The 17,654-nt window shown below is 49.4% G+C and carries 17 protein-coding genes; 11 read left to right on the forward strand and 6 right to left on the reverse strand.

The annotated features are described in order from the left end of the window. Positions 1 to 566: 566 nt before the first annotated feature. The 11 genes from rnr (at position 567) to hemH (ending at position 11,330) form a co-directional block, all read left to right on the forward strand. Positions 567 to 3,398 carry a ribonuclease R gene (rnr, locus tag LMG33818_RS06545; protein WP_442322546.1) on the forward strand — a complete coding sequence of 944 codons (2,832 nt, stop codon included), beginning with the start codon at positions 567 to 569 and terminating at the stop codon, positions 3,396 to 3,398. 133 nt (positions 3,399 to 3,531) lie between these two features. Next, positions 3,532 to 4,365: a 23S rRNA (guanosine(2251)-2'-O)-methyltransferase RlmB gene (rlmB, locus tag LMG33818_RS06550; RefSeq protein WP_442322547.1), complete on the forward strand. Its 834-nt coding sequence runs from the start codon at positions 3,532 to 3,534 to the stop codon at positions 4,363 to 4,365. Positions 4,366 to 4,551: 186 nt separating this feature from the next. Beyond that, positions 4,552 to 4,983 carry a 30S ribosomal protein S6 gene (gene rpsF / locus LMG33818_RS06555; RefSeq protein ID WP_442322548.1) on the forward strand — a complete coding sequence of 144 codons (432 nt, stop codon included), beginning with the start codon at positions 4,552 to 4,554 and terminating at the stop codon, positions 4,981 to 4,983. A 22-nt stretch (positions 4,984 to 5,005) separates the two neighbouring features. Beyond that, on the forward strand, positions 5,006 to 5,233 hold the full coding sequence (gene rpsR / locus LMG33818_RS06560) for a 30S ribosomal protein S18 (protein ID WP_442322549.1): 228 nt from the start codon (positions 5,006 to 5,008) through the stop codon (positions 5,231 to 5,233). A 15-nt stretch (positions 5,234 to 5,248) separates the two neighbouring features. Beyond that, a complete protein-coding gene (locus tag LMG33818_RS06565; RefSeq protein ID WP_442322550.1) occupies positions 5,249 to 6,103 on the forward strand; it encodes a hypothetical protein in 855 nt (284 codons plus the stop codon). Between the two features lie 12 nt (positions 6,104 to 6,115). Further along, the gene (rplI, locus tag LMG33818_RS06570; protein WP_442322551.1) at positions 6,116 to 6,562 is read left to right on the forward strand and encodes a 50S ribosomal protein L9; all 447 of its coding nucleotides are present in this window, start codon (positions 6,116 to 6,118) and stop codon (positions 6,560 to 6,562) included. A 247-nt stretch (positions 6,563 to 6,809) separates the two neighbouring features. Further along, on the forward strand, positions 6,810 to 8,198 hold the full coding sequence (gene dnaB / locus LMG33818_RS06575) for a replicative DNA helicase (RefSeq protein ID WP_442322552.1): 1,389 nt from the start codon (positions 6,810 to 6,812) through the stop codon (positions 8,196 to 8,198). A gap of 242 nt (positions 8,199 to 8,440) precedes the next feature. Then, positions 8,441 to 8,737 (forward strand): hypothetical protein, encoded by a 297-nt coding sequence (locus tag LMG33818_RS06580; RefSeq protein WP_442322553.1) that lies wholly within the window; start codon positions 8,441 to 8,443, stop codon positions 8,735 to 8,737. A gap of 664 nt (positions 8,738 to 9,401) precedes the next feature. Further along, a complete protein-coding gene (locus LMG33818_RS06585; RefSeq protein WP_442322554.1) occupies positions 9,402 to 9,668 on the forward strand; it encodes a hypothetical protein in 267 nt (88 codons plus the stop codon). A gap of 192 nt (positions 9,669 to 9,860) precedes the next feature. Further along, a complete protein-coding gene (locus LMG33818_RS06590) occupies positions 9,861 to 10,034 on the forward strand; it encodes a hypothetical protein (protein ID WP_442322555.1) in 174 nt (57 codons plus the stop codon). 303 nt (positions 10,035 to 10,337) lie between these two features. After that, complete coding sequence (gene hemH, locus LMG33818_RS06595; protein WP_442322556.1) at positions 10,338 to 11,330, forward strand: ferrochelatase; 993 nt, start codon at positions 10,338 to 10,340, stop codon at positions 11,328 to 11,330. 146 nt (positions 11,331 to 11,476) lie between these two features. On the opposite strand, the gene mnhG is transcribed toward hemH, so the two are convergent. From mnhG to LMG33818_RS06625, 6 genes are all read right to left on the reverse strand, one after another. After that, on the reverse strand, positions 11,477 to 11,833 hold the full coding sequence (mnhG, locus tag LMG33818_RS06600; RefSeq protein WP_442322557.1) for a monovalent cation/H(+) antiporter subunit G: 357 nt from the start codon (positions 11,831 to 11,833) through the stop codon (positions 11,477 to 11,479). 87 nt (positions 11,834 to 11,920) lie between these two features. Beyond that, positions 11,921 to 12,208 carry a monovalent cation/H+ antiporter complex subunit F gene (locus LMG33818_RS06605; protein ID WP_442322558.1) on the reverse strand — a complete coding sequence of 96 codons (288 nt, stop codon included), beginning with the start codon at positions 12,206 to 12,208 and terminating at the stop codon, positions 11,921 to 11,923. Then, positions 12,202 to 12,699: a Na+/H+ antiporter subunit E gene (locus LMG33818_RS06610; protein WP_442322559.1), complete on the reverse strand. Its 498-nt coding sequence runs from the start codon at positions 12,697 to 12,699 to the stop codon at positions 12,202 to 12,204. The genes LMG33818_RS06605 and LMG33818_RS06610 overlap by 7 nt, the downstream gene beginning before the upstream one ends. Beyond that, complete coding sequence (locus tag LMG33818_RS06615) at positions 12,696 to 14,228, reverse strand: monovalent cation/H+ antiporter subunit D (protein ID WP_442322560.1); 1,533 nt, start codon at positions 14,226 to 14,228, stop codon at positions 12,696 to 12,698. The genes LMG33818_RS06610 and LMG33818_RS06615 overlap by 4 nt, the downstream gene beginning before the upstream one ends. Beyond that, the gene (locus LMG33818_RS06620; RefSeq protein WP_442322561.1) at positions 14,225 to 14,617 is read right to left on the reverse strand and encodes a Na+/H+ antiporter subunit C; all 393 of its coding nucleotides are present in this window, start codon (positions 14,615 to 14,617) and stop codon (positions 14,225 to 14,227) included. Before LMG33818_RS06620 ends, LMG33818_RS06615 begins: the two co-directional genes overlap by 4 nt. Before the next feature lies 1 nt (position 14,618). Then, positions 14,619 to 17,495 carry a monovalent cation/H+ antiporter subunit A gene (locus LMG33818_RS06625; RefSeq protein ID WP_442322562.1) on the reverse strand — a complete coding sequence of 959 codons (2,877 nt, stop codon included), beginning with the start codon at positions 17,493 to 17,495 and terminating at the stop codon, positions 14,619 to 14,621. Positions 17,496 to 17,654: the final 159 nt, after the last annotated feature.

Here is a 17,654-nt window from a genome sequence, read left to right on the forward strand (position 1 = left end):
AAATAATACCTTGTTTTTATTACAACGCAAGGGGGAAGTGACTCATTTCGTTAAAATATTCATGTTTTTTTGTTTGGGGCTGCGTTATGGCTTATTGCCCTCTGGTCAGAGTTCAGTTTTCACAGGAACCTTCTTTCGTCGGTAGGATCTCATGACTATACTCACTTTCTGTATCTGTACATGAAACCGGGAAGAGCTGTTGTTCTCGCAATCGAGGTGTTAAATAAAAAATTCATGTGTATCGGTGCCTCTGCTGACAAGAACATCGAATACACAAGCTCCGGCGGCTGACATGGGGCACTCCGATGTACTGATGAATTGTCTCAGGTTCAGGGGGGCTTCATGGAGAGTGCATTAATTTAAGGAATTAAGTCGTCGTAACCCCCTATTTTTGCTCTCTTTGCGGTATGATGTAGTGAATTGTCGGACATCAACCATCTGTTGCAGGCATACGCCAGTCTTGCTGGCGAGATATATTGTCCATTTTCGAAATCGGCTTCAGCTATAGGCGACTCCTATTGAGCCGGTTTCCATTGAACCACCGTACTTATTTCGGGGACGCACCCATGAAACATTGGACGTTGAGTGAAGACCCCAACGCCGAGCGTGAAGCCAAAAACTACGAAAATCCTGTGCCCAGTCGTGAGTATCTGCTTGAACGGCTGCAGGCGCATGGGCAACCCATTACTTATGAAGAGATGATTGAACTGCTGGGCATCGAAGAAGATGATCCCAGGGAAGCTGTCCGACGCCGTCTTATTGCCATGGCCCGTGATGGCCAGATTCTCAAAACCCCTCAAGGGGCTTATGAGCCGATTGATCCTTCTGAATTGATCGAGGGGCGTGTTATTGGGCACCGGGATGGTATCGGCTTTCTGGCCCGTGCCGATGGTGAGAAGCCCGATTTGATTTTACCACCACGGCAGATGCGTCGTGTATTTGATGGCGATATTGTCATTGTGCGCATCAGCGGGCGTGATCGCCGTGGTCGGCCGGAAGGGACGATTGTCGATATTGTTGAATCACGCACTCAAACCCTGACCGGTATCTACCGTGATAAAGCCTCTCATGAGCAGGGCTTCGCTGCGTTGGTTCCTGAAAGTTCTCGTATCACGCAGGAAATTCTGATTGATCCTCAGGAGAGCAATGGTGCGAAGGATGGTCAGGTCGTTTCAGTGAATATCACTCAGCAGCCAACGCTCAAACAGCGTCCTCAAGGGGAGGTTGTTGAGGTTCTGGGTGAACGCATGGACCCGGGGATGGAAATCCAGATCGCCATTCGTGAACATGATATCCCCGATGAATTTCCTCCTGAAGTGGAGGAAGAATTGCGTGGCTTTTCTGCTCAGGTACGTGAGTCCGACAAGCATGGACGTGTTGATATTCGTGATTTGCCTCTCGTCACGATTGACGGTGAAGATGCCAAGGATTTCGATGATGCGGTCTATGCTTACAAGACCCGTTCTGGTGGCTGGAAACTGATTGTTGCCATTGCAGACGTATCCTATTACGTCGGTGTTGATTCGGCACTCGATAATGAAGCACGCAATCGTGGCAACTCTGTCTACTTCCCGGGGCAGGTGGTGCCGATGTTGCCTGAACTTCTGTCCAATGGGCTTTGCTCCATCAACCCTGATGTTGATCGCCTTTGTATGGTATGCGAAATGAATATTTCGCAAAAAGGGGAAATTAGCCGCTACAAGTTCTACGAAGGGCTAATGCGGTCCCATGCGCGTCTTACCTACACCAAGGTCGGTGCCATGATGGAGGCGCCTGAAAGTGACGAAGCGCAGGCGCTCAAGGAACAGTACAAGCACGTTTATCCGGCGATTGAACAGCTCCATGGCCTGTACGGCGTTTTACGCGAAGCAAGAACGGCGCGTGGTGCCATTGATTTTGAAACAACGGAAACACAGATTGTTTTCAATGACGAACGCAAGATCGAGAAAATCGTTCCCCGAACGCGTAATGTCGCGCACAAAATGATTGAAGAGTGCATGTTGGCCGCTAACGTGGCGACTGCGCGTTTCCTCGATAAGCATAAACTCCCTGCGCTTTATCGCGTACACCAACGGCCCTCGGCAGACCGTCTGCAAAATCTCAAGGCATTTTTGGCCGAGTTGGGGCTGAGTCTGGGCGGAGAAGATGAACCGACTCCCAAGGATTATCAGGTACTGCGTGAAGCAATCGCGAATCGCCCCGATATTGATATCATCCAAACGGTAATGCTGCGTAGCATGATGCAGGCGGTTTATTCTCCCTTTAATGAAGGGCACTTCGGTTTGGCGTATACCGCCTATGCGCACTTTACCTCGCCGATTCGCCGCTATCCTGATCTGCTGGTACACCGTGCTATCCGCTCCGTGATTCGCAGTGGGGTAGAAACAACCCATGTTGAGCGTGTTGAAGAGACGCCTGTTGATCCGACTGACACCTGGCTTCCCTATAATGATGCCCAGATGATCGAACTGGGTGAGCATTGCTCAATGACGGAACGTCGTGCTGATGAAGCGACCCGTGATGTTGAGGATTGGTTGAAGTGCGAATTCATGGTCGACAAGGTGGGTGAGGTGCTGGATGGCAAAATTGCCTCCGTGACCCAATTCGGTCTGTTTATCCGACTGGATGATTACTTTGTCGAAGGGCTGGTTCACATAAGTGCACTTCCCTCGGACTACTATCAGTTCCAGCCCGAGCGTCATCAACTACGCGGTGAGCGGAGTGGAACGACCTACCAGTTGGGTGGTCAAGTGACTGTTCAGGTGGCACGTGTCGATCTGGATACTCGCAAGATTGATTTCATCCTCGCGGGTGATTCTGTAGACAGTTCGGCCAAGTCCTCGACCAAAGCGTCAAAAAATGCACGCAAAACGCGGACTGACAAAGCGGCGCAGGAAGCTGAAGCTGATTCAGGAAAGTCCCGTAAACGTCGTGGGCGTATGGGGCGTCGTGAACGTGAGCGATTGAAACGCAAGAAGGGCGCCTCCGGGGATAGTCAAAATACCGCCGGTAATGAGGGAAGCTCGCAAGTAGAATCGTCGCCCAACGAAGCTCCCTTCGATTTGGATGCACCTGCTGTGAAGCGTAAGCCGCGCAAGCGTCAGTTGGATTCAGAGGTGGCTGCACCTGCTGATGGGGCTGATAAACGTAGCAAAGGCAAATCTTCCAGGTCGAGTGCATCCAAAGAGAAAACGAAAAAAACTGCAAAAAGTAAAACGTCTGATGTTACTTCTGCCAAAGCTTCGGATGCGGTGAGCAAAAAGCCTGTTGAAAAGTCTGGCAAAGGAAAAGAGAAGTCAGCCAAGGCCAAAAAGAGGAAAGACGCTTCTGACAAAAAGAGCCCCTCTAAAAGCAATGGCAAATCACGCAAAGTGAAAAAAACGAGCAGTAAAGATTAAACATGGCGTAGTCGCGTATCCCTCAACACATGCTCTGACCTCTATTGGTTGGAGCTTTTCGTTTGCAGGACTGGCAGGGCCATGAAGAGTAATAAAATGAACGATGTCCACATGACGGGAGTTTTGTAAGTTAATGGCGCAGCGCAAGGAACATCGACACAAAGTGAACAAACGGCCGAAGAAGCCGACGTCGGTAAGCTCAAATGCATCGCAGCCGGAAGGCGATACCGTCTTTGGTATTCATAGTGTCGAAGCAGTGTTGAAGAGCTCCGCTTCCACAAAACCCTATATCCTGTGGATACAGGAAGGGGAGGCCGAACGGCGTCTTGCTTCATTGGTAGCATTGGCGAAAGACAGCGACGTGCCTGTTACATTGCAACCGCGCGCTGTTCTGGAACAAGCCGCCCAGAATGGTAACCATCAGGGTGTGGTGGCTTTTTGTCCACCCTTGGTCGCGCAGTCAGAACAGACGTTGTTATGGCGTTTGGATGACTGGAAGGAAGCCAATCCAGCACTGTTTTTGGTGCTGGATGGTGTGACAGATCCGCATAACCTGGGCGCTTGTCTCAGGAATGTGGATGCGGCCGGTGGTCATGGTATCATCATGCCCAGGCATCGTTCAGCTCCTCTGAATGCAACGGTCAGGAAGATCGCATCGGGTGCGGCCGAATCCGTACCGGTGTATCAGGTCACCAACCTTGCACGGGTGCTGGATGAAATGCGCGAACGCCAGATATGGGTCTATGGAACGGCCGGAGAAGCAGATCAAAGCCTGTACGCTACGGATCTCAAAACACCTTGTGCGTTAGTGATGGGTGCAGAGGGTAGCGGTCTGCGCCGTTTAACGCGGGAACACTGTGATCTTCTGGTGAATTTGCCGATGGCAGGGCAGGTATCCAGCCTGAATGTCTCTGTTGCGGCCGGCATTGGTTTGTTCGAGGCTGTTCGTCAGCGGCTGGGTGGATAAATTCCCTTTCCCTCTTGTGCAATAGGCCGACAATCTCTAGAATACGTCGGCTTATTGCTTTATCCGTGAATGCTTATGTATTCACATTCGTGTCCGATGGTAATTCCGCCATCGAGACTTACTCCTTGCTTCTGCTGGTTGCCTGAAAAAGGCCCTATGGAAGCTGTCAAACCGAAAGGAGACATCATGCGTCACTATGAAATCGTCTTTATGGTTCATCCGGACCAGAGCGAACAAGTACCGGCGATGATCGAGCGTTACACCGGTATCGTCAAGGACAGCGGTGGCACTGTGCATCGTCTTGAAGATTGGGGCCGTCGTCATCTGGCTTATCCAATCAACAAGATCCACAAGGCCCACTATGTGCTGATGAACGTTGAATGTGGTTCTGAAGCCGTTGCTGAACTCGAAAACGTATTCCGTTTCAACGATGCAGTTATTCGTAACCTGGTTGTTCGTACTCACGAAGCCGTCACCGAACCTTCTCCCATGATGAAAGCCAACGAAGAACGTGGTGGCCGTCGTCGTGAGCGTGAAGATCGTAACGACGACAACGACAATGACAACCAAAACGAATCAAATGAACACGCTGAAGCTGAAAACGCTACCGCTGAGTAACATTCGTTCGGAGGATTAACCTATGGCACGCTTTTTCCGTCGCCGCAAGTTTTGCCGTTTCACTGCCGAAGGCGTGAAGCAGATTGACTACAAGGACATCGATACCCTGAAGTCCTACATTACTGAAACTGGTAAAATCGTACCCAGCCGTATCACTGGTACACGTGCCCGTTATCAGCGCCAACTGGCGACTGCTATCAAACGCTCACGTTATCTGGCTCTGCTGCCTTATACCGATAGCCACCAGTAAGGTATCGCTTATCCCATGTTGCCAGTGTTTGCCAGCTGGGTGATGCAAAAGCGCCATCGGGCAATGGCCGTGGCTTTTCTGGCCACTTTTTTGCCATGGTGTTTTTGGATAGGAGCAGCTGTTGTTGCTCTTTCTACCCTTCGAAAGGGTTTTGCTGTTGCCACTCCCGTTATTATTGCCGGGTTGTTGGGCTCAGGTTTCTGGGCGTTTGAGGGAAGCTTTGTTCCGCTTTGCGGATTATTGGTGACTCTGCTCATGTCTGTCGTTTTGCGTGCCCGAGTCAGTTGGGCTGAAATGCTGATGGCGGGTGCTGCCTTGATGGCGGTGCTGGTCCAGACCAATATTCTGGTTCCTCCGCATGCGGCAGAAATGATGAACATGCTACGCCATCGCTCTGTTGAGCTGGATACCATGCTGAATGCATATGCAAAGCAGGGGATCAGTGTTAATCAGCTGATTGCCACGGTATTTGGCATAACGATAGGCGCCATGGCGAGTCTGATGAGTGTAGGTGCAATTGCTGTTGCACGTTTTTGTCAGGCTGCACTTTATAATCCGGGCGGATTTCGGGATGAATTCCATTCATTTCGGCTAACACCGCTTCAGTTACTGATCATGATCGCAGTGACGCTTCTAGGATTAGTGCTCGGCATGCCATCAGCAATTCTGGTTTCCTGGGTACCCATGCTTATTGCTGGCATCGCACTTGTGCATGGTGTGGTAGGCATTAAAGGGATGAATGGGCTGTGGTTGGTGATATTTTATATATTGTTACTAACCGCATGGCCCGTAATTATCATAGTGCTTCTTTTGGCTTTGATTGATACGTTTACCAATATACGTGGTCGTCTAGCCACAAGAGAACATTGAGAGGTCTACGAGATGGAAGTCATTCTGCTCGACAAGCTCGGTAAGCTGGGCTCACTGGGTGACAAAGTCACCGTCAAGGCCGGTTACGGTCGCAACTATCTGGTTCCTTACGGTCTGGCTGTTCCAGCAACCAAGGAAAACCAGGAAGCGTTTGAAGCTCGCCGTGCCGAACTTCAGGCTGAAGCTGAACTTCGTCGTTCCGAAGCTGAAAACCGTGCAGCACAGCTGTCTGATATCGAGCTGTCTCTGGTTGCCAAAGCGGGTGATGAAGGCAAGCTGTTTGGTTCAATTGGTCCGCGCGATCTGGCTGATGCCATCGCTCAATCTGGTATCGACGTCGTGAAAAGCGAAGTTCGCATGCCTGAAGGTCCAATTCGTGCCACCGGCGAATACGATGTTGACCTTCAGCTGCATCCTGATGTTGCAGCTGTTGTTCGTGTCGTTGTTACTGCTGAATAATTTCAGTCAGTACATGAAAAGGCGCGCCATCATGGCGCGCCTTTTTTATTGGGCTATGGTAATTCGGATTTGTTAACCACGAAGGTCTCTAGCACTTCCTGCCTGATGGACGACGCGGTATCATGGGCACATTCCTACATATGTGAGCAGCCATTACCAAAGCACTGTTATACGTGTTGGCTATCCGGCTTTCTTCACCTTTATGGTCTCTCGTGGAAACGACTTACTGCCAATCTCAGGAACAGATATGAGTGAAGTACGCGCGCATGATAACGAAACGGATGCGCTGAAATTACCCCCCCATTCGATTGAAGCTGAACAGTCTGTACTTGGTGGTTTATTACTCGATAATGCCGCTTGGGAGCAGGTTTCCGAGCGTTTGGTGGGCGATGATTTCTATCGTTACGAGCACCGAATTGTTTTCAATGCTATCAAGCAGTTGCTGGATGAAAGTCATGCTGTGGATGTTGTAACGCTTTCCGAGGCACTTGAGTTAAGAGATCAGCTTGAGCAAGTCGGTGGCCTGGCCTATTTGGCCGAGCTGGCACGTAATACTCCGTCTGTTAGTAATATTAGGGCGTACTCTGATATTGTTCGCGAACGGGCAACATTGCGTAAGCTGATTCAGGCAGCCAATCAGATTGCTGAAGGTGCATTTGCTCCCCAAGGGCGCCCGTCGGATGAGCTGGTGAACGAGGCTGAACGTTTGGTATTCCAGATCTCGGAGTCTCGTCCCAAGTTCGGTGGCCCGATAGGCATGAGTAATCTGTTGACCAAAGCGGTGGACAAGATTGATCATCTCTTTCAGATGAAGGGGCAGATGACCGGTATTTCCACCGGTTTCCGTGATCTGGATGAAATGACGTCGGGTCTTCAGCCTTCTGACCTTGTTATCGTGGCAGGGCGTCCTTCCATGGGTAAAACTACCTTTGCCATGAACCTTGTTGAGCATGCCGTTGTCAGCGGTGGCGTATCAGCTGTTGTATTCTCCATGGAGATGCCTGCCGAACAGCTGATGTTAAGGATGATCTCTTCACTGGGGCGAATCGATCAAACCAAGGTGCGTACCGGTCAGCTGGAAGATGAGGACTGGCCCCGGTTGACTTCTGCCGTCAACCTTTTGAAAGATCGCCAGCTTTTTGTGGATGATACGCCTGCCTTATCGCCTAACGAGATGCGCTCTCGCGTACGCCGTCTGGTGCGTGAACATGGCCCGGTCGGAATCATCATGATCGACTATCTTCAGCTGATGCAGGTTCCGGGATTATCCGAAAACCGTACGGCCGAGATTTCCGAGATATCACGCTCTCTCAAAGGGTTGGCAAAGGAATTCAATTGCCCCGTGGTCGCACTTTCCCAGCTAAACCGTTCGTTGGAGCAACGTCCCAATAAACGTCCGGTAATGTCGGATTTGCGTGAGTCCGGCGCGATAGAGCAGGATGCTGACCTGATTGCCTTCGTCTATCGTGATGAGGTTTATAATCGAGACAACCCTGATAACAAAGGCTTGGCTGAGCTGGTCATCGGTAAACAACGTAATGGGCCGATTGGTACGGTTCACATGGCTTTCGTCGGAAAGTACACGCGTTTCGAAGACCTCGCCCCTGAAAGTTACGGCCAATACGTTGATGAATAAGGCTTTAGCTCCGGTGGTATTGATAATGTACAGGATGGGTATTTCAGTGTTTCGCTGCCTAAAGCGAGCACCTCATGGTATCGTTGTTTCAATGATGGCGCATGAAGGCTGTCTGACTTGATCATCAAGGTGTTATCGCAAAAGTATAGTCAGGCGCCAGAGCACTTGTGGTAAAAGTCTGAACAGATGGTAAAAAGTTTTAATCGTTACACCCTATAAGTTGTAGAACATAAGGTATTTACATGGCTTCAGGATTTCGTCGTTCAGGGTACAAGAAGCAGCAGAAGCTGCAGGGCAAGGGAATTCTTGAAAAAGCCGAGCGAGAAGGCCCTTTCAAAGAGTGGCTAGGCATGCCGGATCTATACCGTTATCACCTGATGATAGATGGTCAGGCGTATACTTATCAGGTGGAAGATCCTGAGTTGTCTGTACAAGAAGGGGATACCGTTGTATTCCGGTATCGTGAAGTAAAGGAAGCGCGCTGGATTGATCGTAATTCGCTGGGTATTTATATAGATCCTGCGAGTTACAACCGCTAGCGGTACACAGTATTTCTGTTACTTCAGAAGAGTCCAGGGCTCGGTCGGTTGATCCTGCCGCGCCTTGGCTGTAAGCAAAACCAGGTCAGTATTCGCTCCCTCCATATTGAATTCGGTTACATCGCCCGCTTTTCAGTGAACAATGTACGCTTATTACTTAATCTCCCGGTTTAGGCCGTTCTATTTTTTCTGAACATTCTTTTATCTTTTCCTCCCAATTTTCACGCTAATATCGACTAATGATCTATTTAATCATGAGTGCTTAATCTCTTAATGTATTGAAACTAAAGAGAGAAAGCATTGTCTTAATTCGCACGATATGCAAGGCAAGGCAAACATTATTTCCTCCCTTATGGTTGGGTAGTATCCCTTATCTGATGGCCTTTGCTATACCGTCGTTGTGGTATCGCTCCTGTTATAACGCCACTATGCTGTCACTTGTCATAGGGCAGTCATGGTTCATCTATACAGTAGGTGATGTGACATAGATGATGTGACAGGTGGCGATGTGCCTACAACGTAATTTCATTTCATGTTTTGGGGTGTAGTTCAAACCGCCTCAATTCACGTTTAAATGAACCGAATAAATATCCACGTTCAATATGTACTCTTAACAGGAAACGTATATATCGAAAAAACAAGTAGTTGTTGGAGAATAAAAAGTATGGAAATCGAAAAACTAAAATTACATCAAGAGCTCTTCAATTCCCTGGATATGAATATTATTCATTCCAAAGGGCAGCACCAATATCGCGTCGAGCTATCGGAAGGCAATCATCTATTGGGTAATATCGTTCGTCGCGGACGTCCCCTGATGTTTCGTTCACTCGAAGGGGTGAAGCAAACCTTACGCTTGATTGGTGTCAAACGCGCCTATCTGATTCAGGAAGAGCACAACCTGCGTAGTGGCCGTACACGGTTGACACTTTAAATCAATTACCTATGTATAACCCGCAGCACTGTGTTTGATTAGCAATAAAAACCTATCCGTTGTGTCACTCCCTTTCTCATACAACTCTGAGGCATTGTTTTCAGGGGAGTGCACCATGAGTACCCGGTTATAACCCGCTTTTTCTTCCTCTGATGCAGTGTTTGATATCGTATAATGACATGAAGGCTATACGTGACCAATCATGATCTGGCCGCTATTCAACCATTATTCATGTCTTTATCGCCTGGCTATCTCTCCATGCCTTTTTCCATTACAGTCGATGCTGCCCATTGGGAGAGCATTCGGGTAGCCAGTGCGTTGACTACCGCCTGTTTGGCATTTTGTCTTCATTCTACTCTTGTATAGTGACAAAAGGCCTGATTTCTCTCTCTTGCTCTCTATAGCTCTTCGTAGCACTGCATTTTTCTTCATTGCTCTGCCTATTGCTTCATTGCGCTTCTGGAAAACAGCATCTGTGTTCATCTTTTAAATAGCTATAAATTATTGTCTGTTATTAAGTGATAGTCTTGATAGATAGTGTTTATTTACCTTCATAGTCAGAATCAGGCCGCAGAATAATCCGGTTACCGCTATAATCTTTTTTCAATCAACGTGTTCCGTATTGAACATGTTAAGTCACGATTTTTATCGATTAACAGAGGAGGGGTTATGCCAAAACCACGTTTTGGAGTCCTGATGGTTAATTTGGGCACACCTGATCAGCCTACAACCTCTGCAGTTCGCCGCTATTTGCGTGAATTTCTGTCAGATCCACGTGTTGTGGATACACCGCGTCCCCTATGGTTGCCTATCCTTTATGGCATTGTGTTGACCTTTCGTCCGGTCAAGGTAGCCAAGGCGTATGAGTCTATCTGGTTCGATAATGGCTCACCCCTGTTGGTCATTTCTCGTCAGCAGCAGGCCATTCTCAAAAAGAATCTGAGTGACCAGTTCGGCGAGGACATCCCTGTCGAGTTGGGGATGACCTATGGCCAGCCACGTGTTGATGATGCCTTGGCATCTCTGCAACGCCAGGGAGTGGAGCGTGTTATTGTGATGCCCATGTATCCGCAATATTCAAGCTCAACGACCGCATCGGTATTCGATTGTGTCGCAAAAGCGTTGAATAAAATGCCGAATATTCCTGAATTACGCATGATTAAACGCTACTGTGATGATCCGGATTATATTGCGGCTCTGGCTAGCAGTGTTGAAGAGCATTGGGAGAAACAGGGGCGTCGCGGGCATTTGGTCATGTCATTCCATGGGGTACCTAAACGTTATGTTGAGGTGAAAGGCGATCCCTACTATGACGAATGTTCGACCACCAGCCGACTGGTGGCAGAGAAACTCGGTTTGAGTGAAGACCAGTGGACCATGACCTTTCAGTCTCGCTTTGGGCGTGAAGAGTGGTTGCAGCCCTACACTGACATGACATTGGAAGAGTGGGGCAAGACGGGCAAATACGAAGCCATTGATATCATGAGCCCGGCATTTGCCGCCGACTGCCTTGAGACACTGGAAGAGCTTTCCGTTGAAAACCGCGATAATTATACGGAGGCGGGAGGCGGTGATTATGCCTATATCCCGGCACTCAATGATCGCGAAGACCACATGGCGATGCTGACACGGCTAATTACCGACAAAGTTCAGGGCTGGTAAAAAGTAGAGGCTGTGAATTGCTGTCGTATTTTTATTTCCCAGCGCTATTGTTCATGACATCGACACATGAATATTAGTGATGCTAAAGGCTTCCTCCGGGAAGCCTTTTTTGTTGGTATAGATATGATTGAAATAAGCTTTCGTGGTTAGTCCTGATCGATTTTTTCGTTGATCTCGAAAGGGCCGCCTTGTGTATTGGATTGCCGTGGAAGTTTCAGGTGCATGGCTGTCATGGTCAGCAGGTGGGCACTGATGGGTGTCGTGATAATGACGAGCACCAGCAGTACCAGCTCCGGCGTCCTTAACGTGCCCAGGTGGTACCAGTAAAAAATGATTGAGGCGATGATAATACTCCCCAAGCCTACCGTTGAACTCATGGCTGGCCCATGCATGCGCATATAAAAATCATTGAATCGCATGGTTCCAATAGCACCGACAAGTGCCGCCATCCCACCGATAACAAGTAATACTGCAATAAAGCACTGTATTAAAAAAAAGAGCATAGCTGTTTTCCATTCAGTATCAGGGAGGTCAATACAACGAAAAAAGGGTGATCAAGGGCAACTGAACATTCCACATGAATGTGCTCTTCACTCAATGATCATACCTCGTAACAGGTATTTGCAGAGTGCTGCCGTTGATAGAAAACTTAACAGGGCGACCAGAATGGCGGCATCAATAGTTGAGCGTTGCCCAGTATTCATCCCCAATAACAAAATGGGACCGATGGCATTGATACTAAGAGAATCAAGTGCAGCAATCCTGTCAGCCAGACTAGGGCCTATGACGATTCTGTACAGATTACAGGCCATGGCCATCATGAAGAGCGCAGCACTCATCCAGATACCCATCAAGATAACAGGAAAAGTGGTTAGCATCCGAATATCTCCTTTAGAGGCCGTTCGTAGCGTTCATATATAAAGTTCACTAATCCTTCAACATCGTCTACGTCCAGTGCGTGTATCAGTAATGTATTGTCATGGGGACGCAAATGGGCGGACAGCGTGCCGGGCGATAGTGATAGCGTACTGGTGAGAAGCGTAATCGGAAAGGGTTCCTGCATGGCAAGCGGATAAAAAACAAAAGCCGGCTGCGGTGTATGACGTGGTGAAAGAATATTTTTTGTGACGCGTATATTGGATGCAATGATGTCCGTTATTACGTGAAAAACGAACGACACCATCAACCAGGGGCGATGGATCTTGGGTTGAGGTACCCAAAAGGCATCCGTGACTTTTGGAATAATAATGGCCAATATCAGGGCCGTTGCCGCATTCGACAGGCTAAAGCTGGTTAACATTAGCCACATCACGAAGAGCAGGCTCGAGATAAAGGGGTGAGTCACCAACCACTTGAACAGTCTTTTCATGAGGCTCCACCGTTTTGTGCAGTAGAGAATGCGTGACCCATGATCGCTTGGGTATACGTATTGGCATCGAATAATTGAAGGGCAATCGCGTGCGTATAAGCCTGTAGGGGATATGCGCAAAGCGGAATCAGGACGGCACTGCTCAACAATGCCAATACAGCTCCGCCTGTTTTCAGATTGAGCAAGGCTCCTTTAGGCGATGCATCCTCTCCTGTACGCCAAAAGATCGTGGTTCCCGCGCGTGATGCACTGATAATGCCCAACAAGGTTGAAAAGAGCACCAGCCCCCATAACCAAAGGCGCTCACTCCCATGTGCGGTAAACAGAATCATGACTTTGGCGATGGAGCCGGAGAAGGGGGGAATGCCTAAAATAGCCAACATGCCAATCAAATACAGGCTTCCCAATATATAAGGCTGGCGTAATCGGCGACTTTTTACAATACGTGTTCCTGCACGACCCCGTTGCCGTCCAACGACCTCGGCAATCAAATAAAGCCCTGCTGTAATAAAGGTGGTATGGGGGAGATAAAAAAGTACCGCACTTAAACTGTCGGGGCTGCCTATACCAAGTGCAGCGACCATAGTGCCTACTGATACCAGGGTCAGATAACTGACCTGCAAGCGAAGATCAGGGCTTGAAAATACGCCTAGCCCTCCCATGGCAATGGTCGCAAGGCCTCCCCACCATAACCAGGCATGACCAAGGGTTTCGTAAAGACTTGGATGACTGGCAAAGATGAGCGTGTTAACACGCAAGACGGCGTAAATTCCGACCTTGGTCATTATCGCAAAGATAACAGCGACGGAGCCGGGCGCGGCCGCATAGGCACGAGGCAGCCAGAAATGCAGCGGGAAGATCGCTGCCTTCAACAAAAAGACAGTAATCAGGATCAGGCCGGATGACGCCACAAGTGCCTGTTGGCGGCCTGTCAAGTGCTGAATCTTAAGCGCCATGTCAGCCATGTTGAGCGTTCCCAGAGTACCATAGAGTACACCGATAGCGATCAGGAAGAAGGAAGCGGCGGCAACGTTCAATACAACATAATGCATCCCGGCCAACGTTCGTTTACGTCCCCCGGAGTGAAGAAGAAGTACATAGGAGGAGATTAACAGCACTTCGAAGAAAACGAACAGGTTAAAAATGTCACCGGTCAGGAATGCACCACAAATGCCCATGAGCTGGAATTGGAAGACGGCGTGGAAGTTGCTGCCCTTGGTATCCTGCCCATCAGAGGCATATAGCAGTGCTGCCGTGCCTAACAGGATAGTGATCAATACCATAAAGGCACTCAGTCGGTCATTTACCAACACAATGCCATAGGGGGCATGCCAATTACCCAGCGCGTATACAGTCAGTTTGTTGCTGGAGGCCATTACAACAAGAGAGAGAGCAACCGCTAACTGCAACACCATGGATACAGCTGTAATGATTCGCGGCAGGCGCGGTTGCTCAGCGTTGATCAGCAAGAGCACGCATGCCGTCAACAAGGGGAGGAGTATGGGTAGAATGACCAACTGATACATCATCGGTACTTGATGCCTCCCTGCATTTTATTGCGCTCAAGAGGATCTGCTTCCCGATCATGGCGGGATTTACGACGACTTCCGTTAACATGGTCACTGCCATGATCCGCACGGGCACGAATAGCCAGAATCATGACAAAGGCGGTCATTGCAAAACCGATGACGATGGCTGTGAGTACCAGGGCGGAGGGAATCGGGTCGATGTTGGGGAGCTTGTCGGTAATCAGGCTACTACCATCCTTGACTAGCCGCCCCATGGAAAACAGGAACAGGTTGACAGCAAAGGTTAGCAAGCTCATCCCCATCACGACGGGGTAGGTGCGTCCACGCAGAAGCATGAAGACACCGCAGGTTACCAAAACGCCAATGGTGATTGAAAAAATGGCTTCCATGTTAGATATCCTCACGCCGAGAGCGTTGATTCACGATTTTACGTATGCGTGCGGGGCTATAGGGCGTCGCCAGACGGCCCAGGTTGGCCAGAATCATCATGGTGGAACCGATGACAACCAGATACACGCCGATATCGAAGAAGAGTGCTGTGGTCATTTCGACATCACCAAAGACCGGAATGTGAATGTGCCTGAACCACATGCTCATGAAGGGGTGGTCAACGAAAAGACCAATCGAGCCTGTCATGAATGCCAACAATAATCCGATGGCGATTACACGTTGGAAATCCACATGCATACGGCGGACGGACCATTCAACGCCACGTGCCATGTAAAGCGTAATAAGAGCAGAGGCGGCGACCAATCCCCCGACAAAACCACCACCGGGCTCGTTGTGGCCACGCAGTAGAAGGAAAAATGAAATCAGCAGGGCAATGGGGAATAAAACCTGCGCCATTGAACCGAAAATCGTAGGGTAATACTCGGGTGACCAGGGGCGGTTTTCCGCACTGGTCGTAGGCACGAATAGCTTCATACGATTCAGTAGTTTGAGCACTCCCAATGCCGTGATGCCCAACACGCTGATTTCTCCCAATGTATCGAACCCGCGGAAATCCACGATAATCACATTAACCGCATTTGCTCCTCCCGCAAGGGAAAGTGCATGGGTCACAAAGTAATGCCCAATGGGCTGATAATGCTCTGTCAGCACGGCAAAATCGAGACACGCAACTACAATTCCCACGGCACCGGCTAGCAACATGTCACGCAAAATACGGATACCACTGGAGGCGCGCGGGGTTTGTTGTGGCAGAAAAAAGAGAGTCAGCAACATAAGAATCATGGTCACAGGCGCAACAACCAGCTGCGTCAATGCCAGGTCGGGCGCTGAAAATCTCAGGAATGTCAGCACTACCATGAGTTCCGTGATGGAGAGGCAGATCAGGGCAATCAATCGCTGGCGTTGAAAATTGACCGTGGCAATTGCACCAATACACATCACAATGGCGCCAATCAATACATATGGATCAATGGGTTGCATGGGAACGTTACCCAGCAACTGAGGCATTTTCAGTAGTCCATACGCTGCCATGAATAGAATGAGGGTGATCATGACGGTCAAATAATTTTGCAGCGAGTGCGAATCGAACCGTTCCAACATGGACTCGCAAAAAGCCGTTGTTTTCTGTACATAGCGTTCGAACACGAGTGTGGCATTGGTGGCGAGCACATCTCGTCTGAAACTGCTGTGAAATGTATGGCGTAATAAATAGATGAGGAGGCCAAAAAACATGGCCAGAAGACTCATGATGAAAGGCCCGTTGAAGCCGTGCCAAAGTGAGAGATTCTGTCCGATCATGGCATCGGGGGAAACCACCTGCATAGCCATATTAAGCAGGAAGCCCACGGTAAACGAGGGGAACATCCCAACTGCCAGGCAAAGGATGATCAATACCTCGATGGGCAAGCGCATCGGACGCGGGGCCTCATGGGGAACCTTGGGCAAATAGCGTGGGTGCCCCCGGTAGAAAACATCGACTACCAGTCGCAGCGAGTAAGCCACCGAGAGCGCTGAGCCTAATGTAGCCAGCGCTGGAATCAGCCAGGAAAGCCCCCCCAGATTCTGGCTTTGCAATGCTTCATTGAGAAACATTTCCTTGGAGATGAACCCATTCAACAGGGGAACACCGGCCATGGAGGCGCCGGCCACCGTCGCAAGCGCTGCGGTATACGGCATGATTTTTCTTAATCCCCCCAACTTGCGTGTATCACGGGTACCGCACTCATGATCAACAATGCCCACAGCCATGAACAGGGAGGCTTTGAAAATGGCATGGTTGATTACGTGGAAGACCGCCGCCAATGTGGAAAGGCGTGTATCCAGCCCTAACAGCATGGTGATCAGCCCCAGATGACTGATGGTGGAATTGGCCAGCAATCCTTTCAGGTCATATTGCATTAATGCCACGTAAGCACCGTAGAACATGGAGAACAGGCCGACCAGGGTGACGGTGTAATACCAGTAATGTGTGCCACCCAATACGGGATAAAGGCGGATCAATAGAAATATGCCAGCCTTGACCATGGTCGCCGAGTGCAGGTAGGCACTGACCGGGGTGGGCGCTGACATTGCGTGGGGGAGCCAGAACTGAAAAGGGAATTGGGCTGATTTGGTAAACGCGCCCAACAACACCAGTGTCAGTATGACTGGGTAAAGCGTGCTGTCTCGCAGTATATTTTGATGAGCGAGAATTTCACCGATATTGAATGTGCCTGCCACCTGGCCTATCAGCATGAAAGCTGCCAATAAGCATAAGCCACCGGCGCCCGTAACAGCGAGCGCCATACGTGCCCCTTTACGCGCACTACTTTGATGCGTCCAGAAGCTTATCAATAGAAAGGAGGTAATGCTGGTCAGTTCCCAGAATATCCACAACAAGAGCAGATTATTCGACGCAACGATACCCAGCATGGAGCCCATGAAGAGGAGCAGGTATGAATAAAATCTCAGAATGGAATCTTCAGGATCGAGGTAGTAACGCGCATACATGATCACCAGTAGCCCGATGCCCAAAATCAATAGGCAAAACAACAGTGTCAGCCCATCAAAACGAAAGCCGAGCTCAAGACCCAATTGGGGTACCCATTGCAAGGTGAAGTACAGGCTATGCTGATGTATCAAATGAAAGGCCAACCACAGCGTAAGTGCCAATGAGCCCATCGGTAACAAGGCTGTTAGCAGCGCGGTAGTTGTCCTTCCGGTATGTCGGGCAATGACAGGTACCAGACTTCCGATAAAAGGAAATAATACAATCAGCGGCAATATCATCGTCGCGTTCTCGAGGATGGCGTTATGCCCCGGGGTGACAAATGGCACATGGTTTTACCAAAAGCCCGCCAGGGGAAGCGTTGTTATAAAAAACAGTGTTAATTCAGATGCATATCCTGAGAAACTAGCATTTACCTGAACATTACACCAGCCCTCTTTAGGGGAGGAAATAGCTGTTTCCGAGGCAATCAGAGCCTCTGATCATGT

Source organism: Cernens ardua (genome assembly GCF_051251085.1).
GTDB lineage: Bacteria > Pseudomonadota > Gammaproteobacteria > Pseudomonadales > Halomonadaceae > Cernens > Cernens ardua.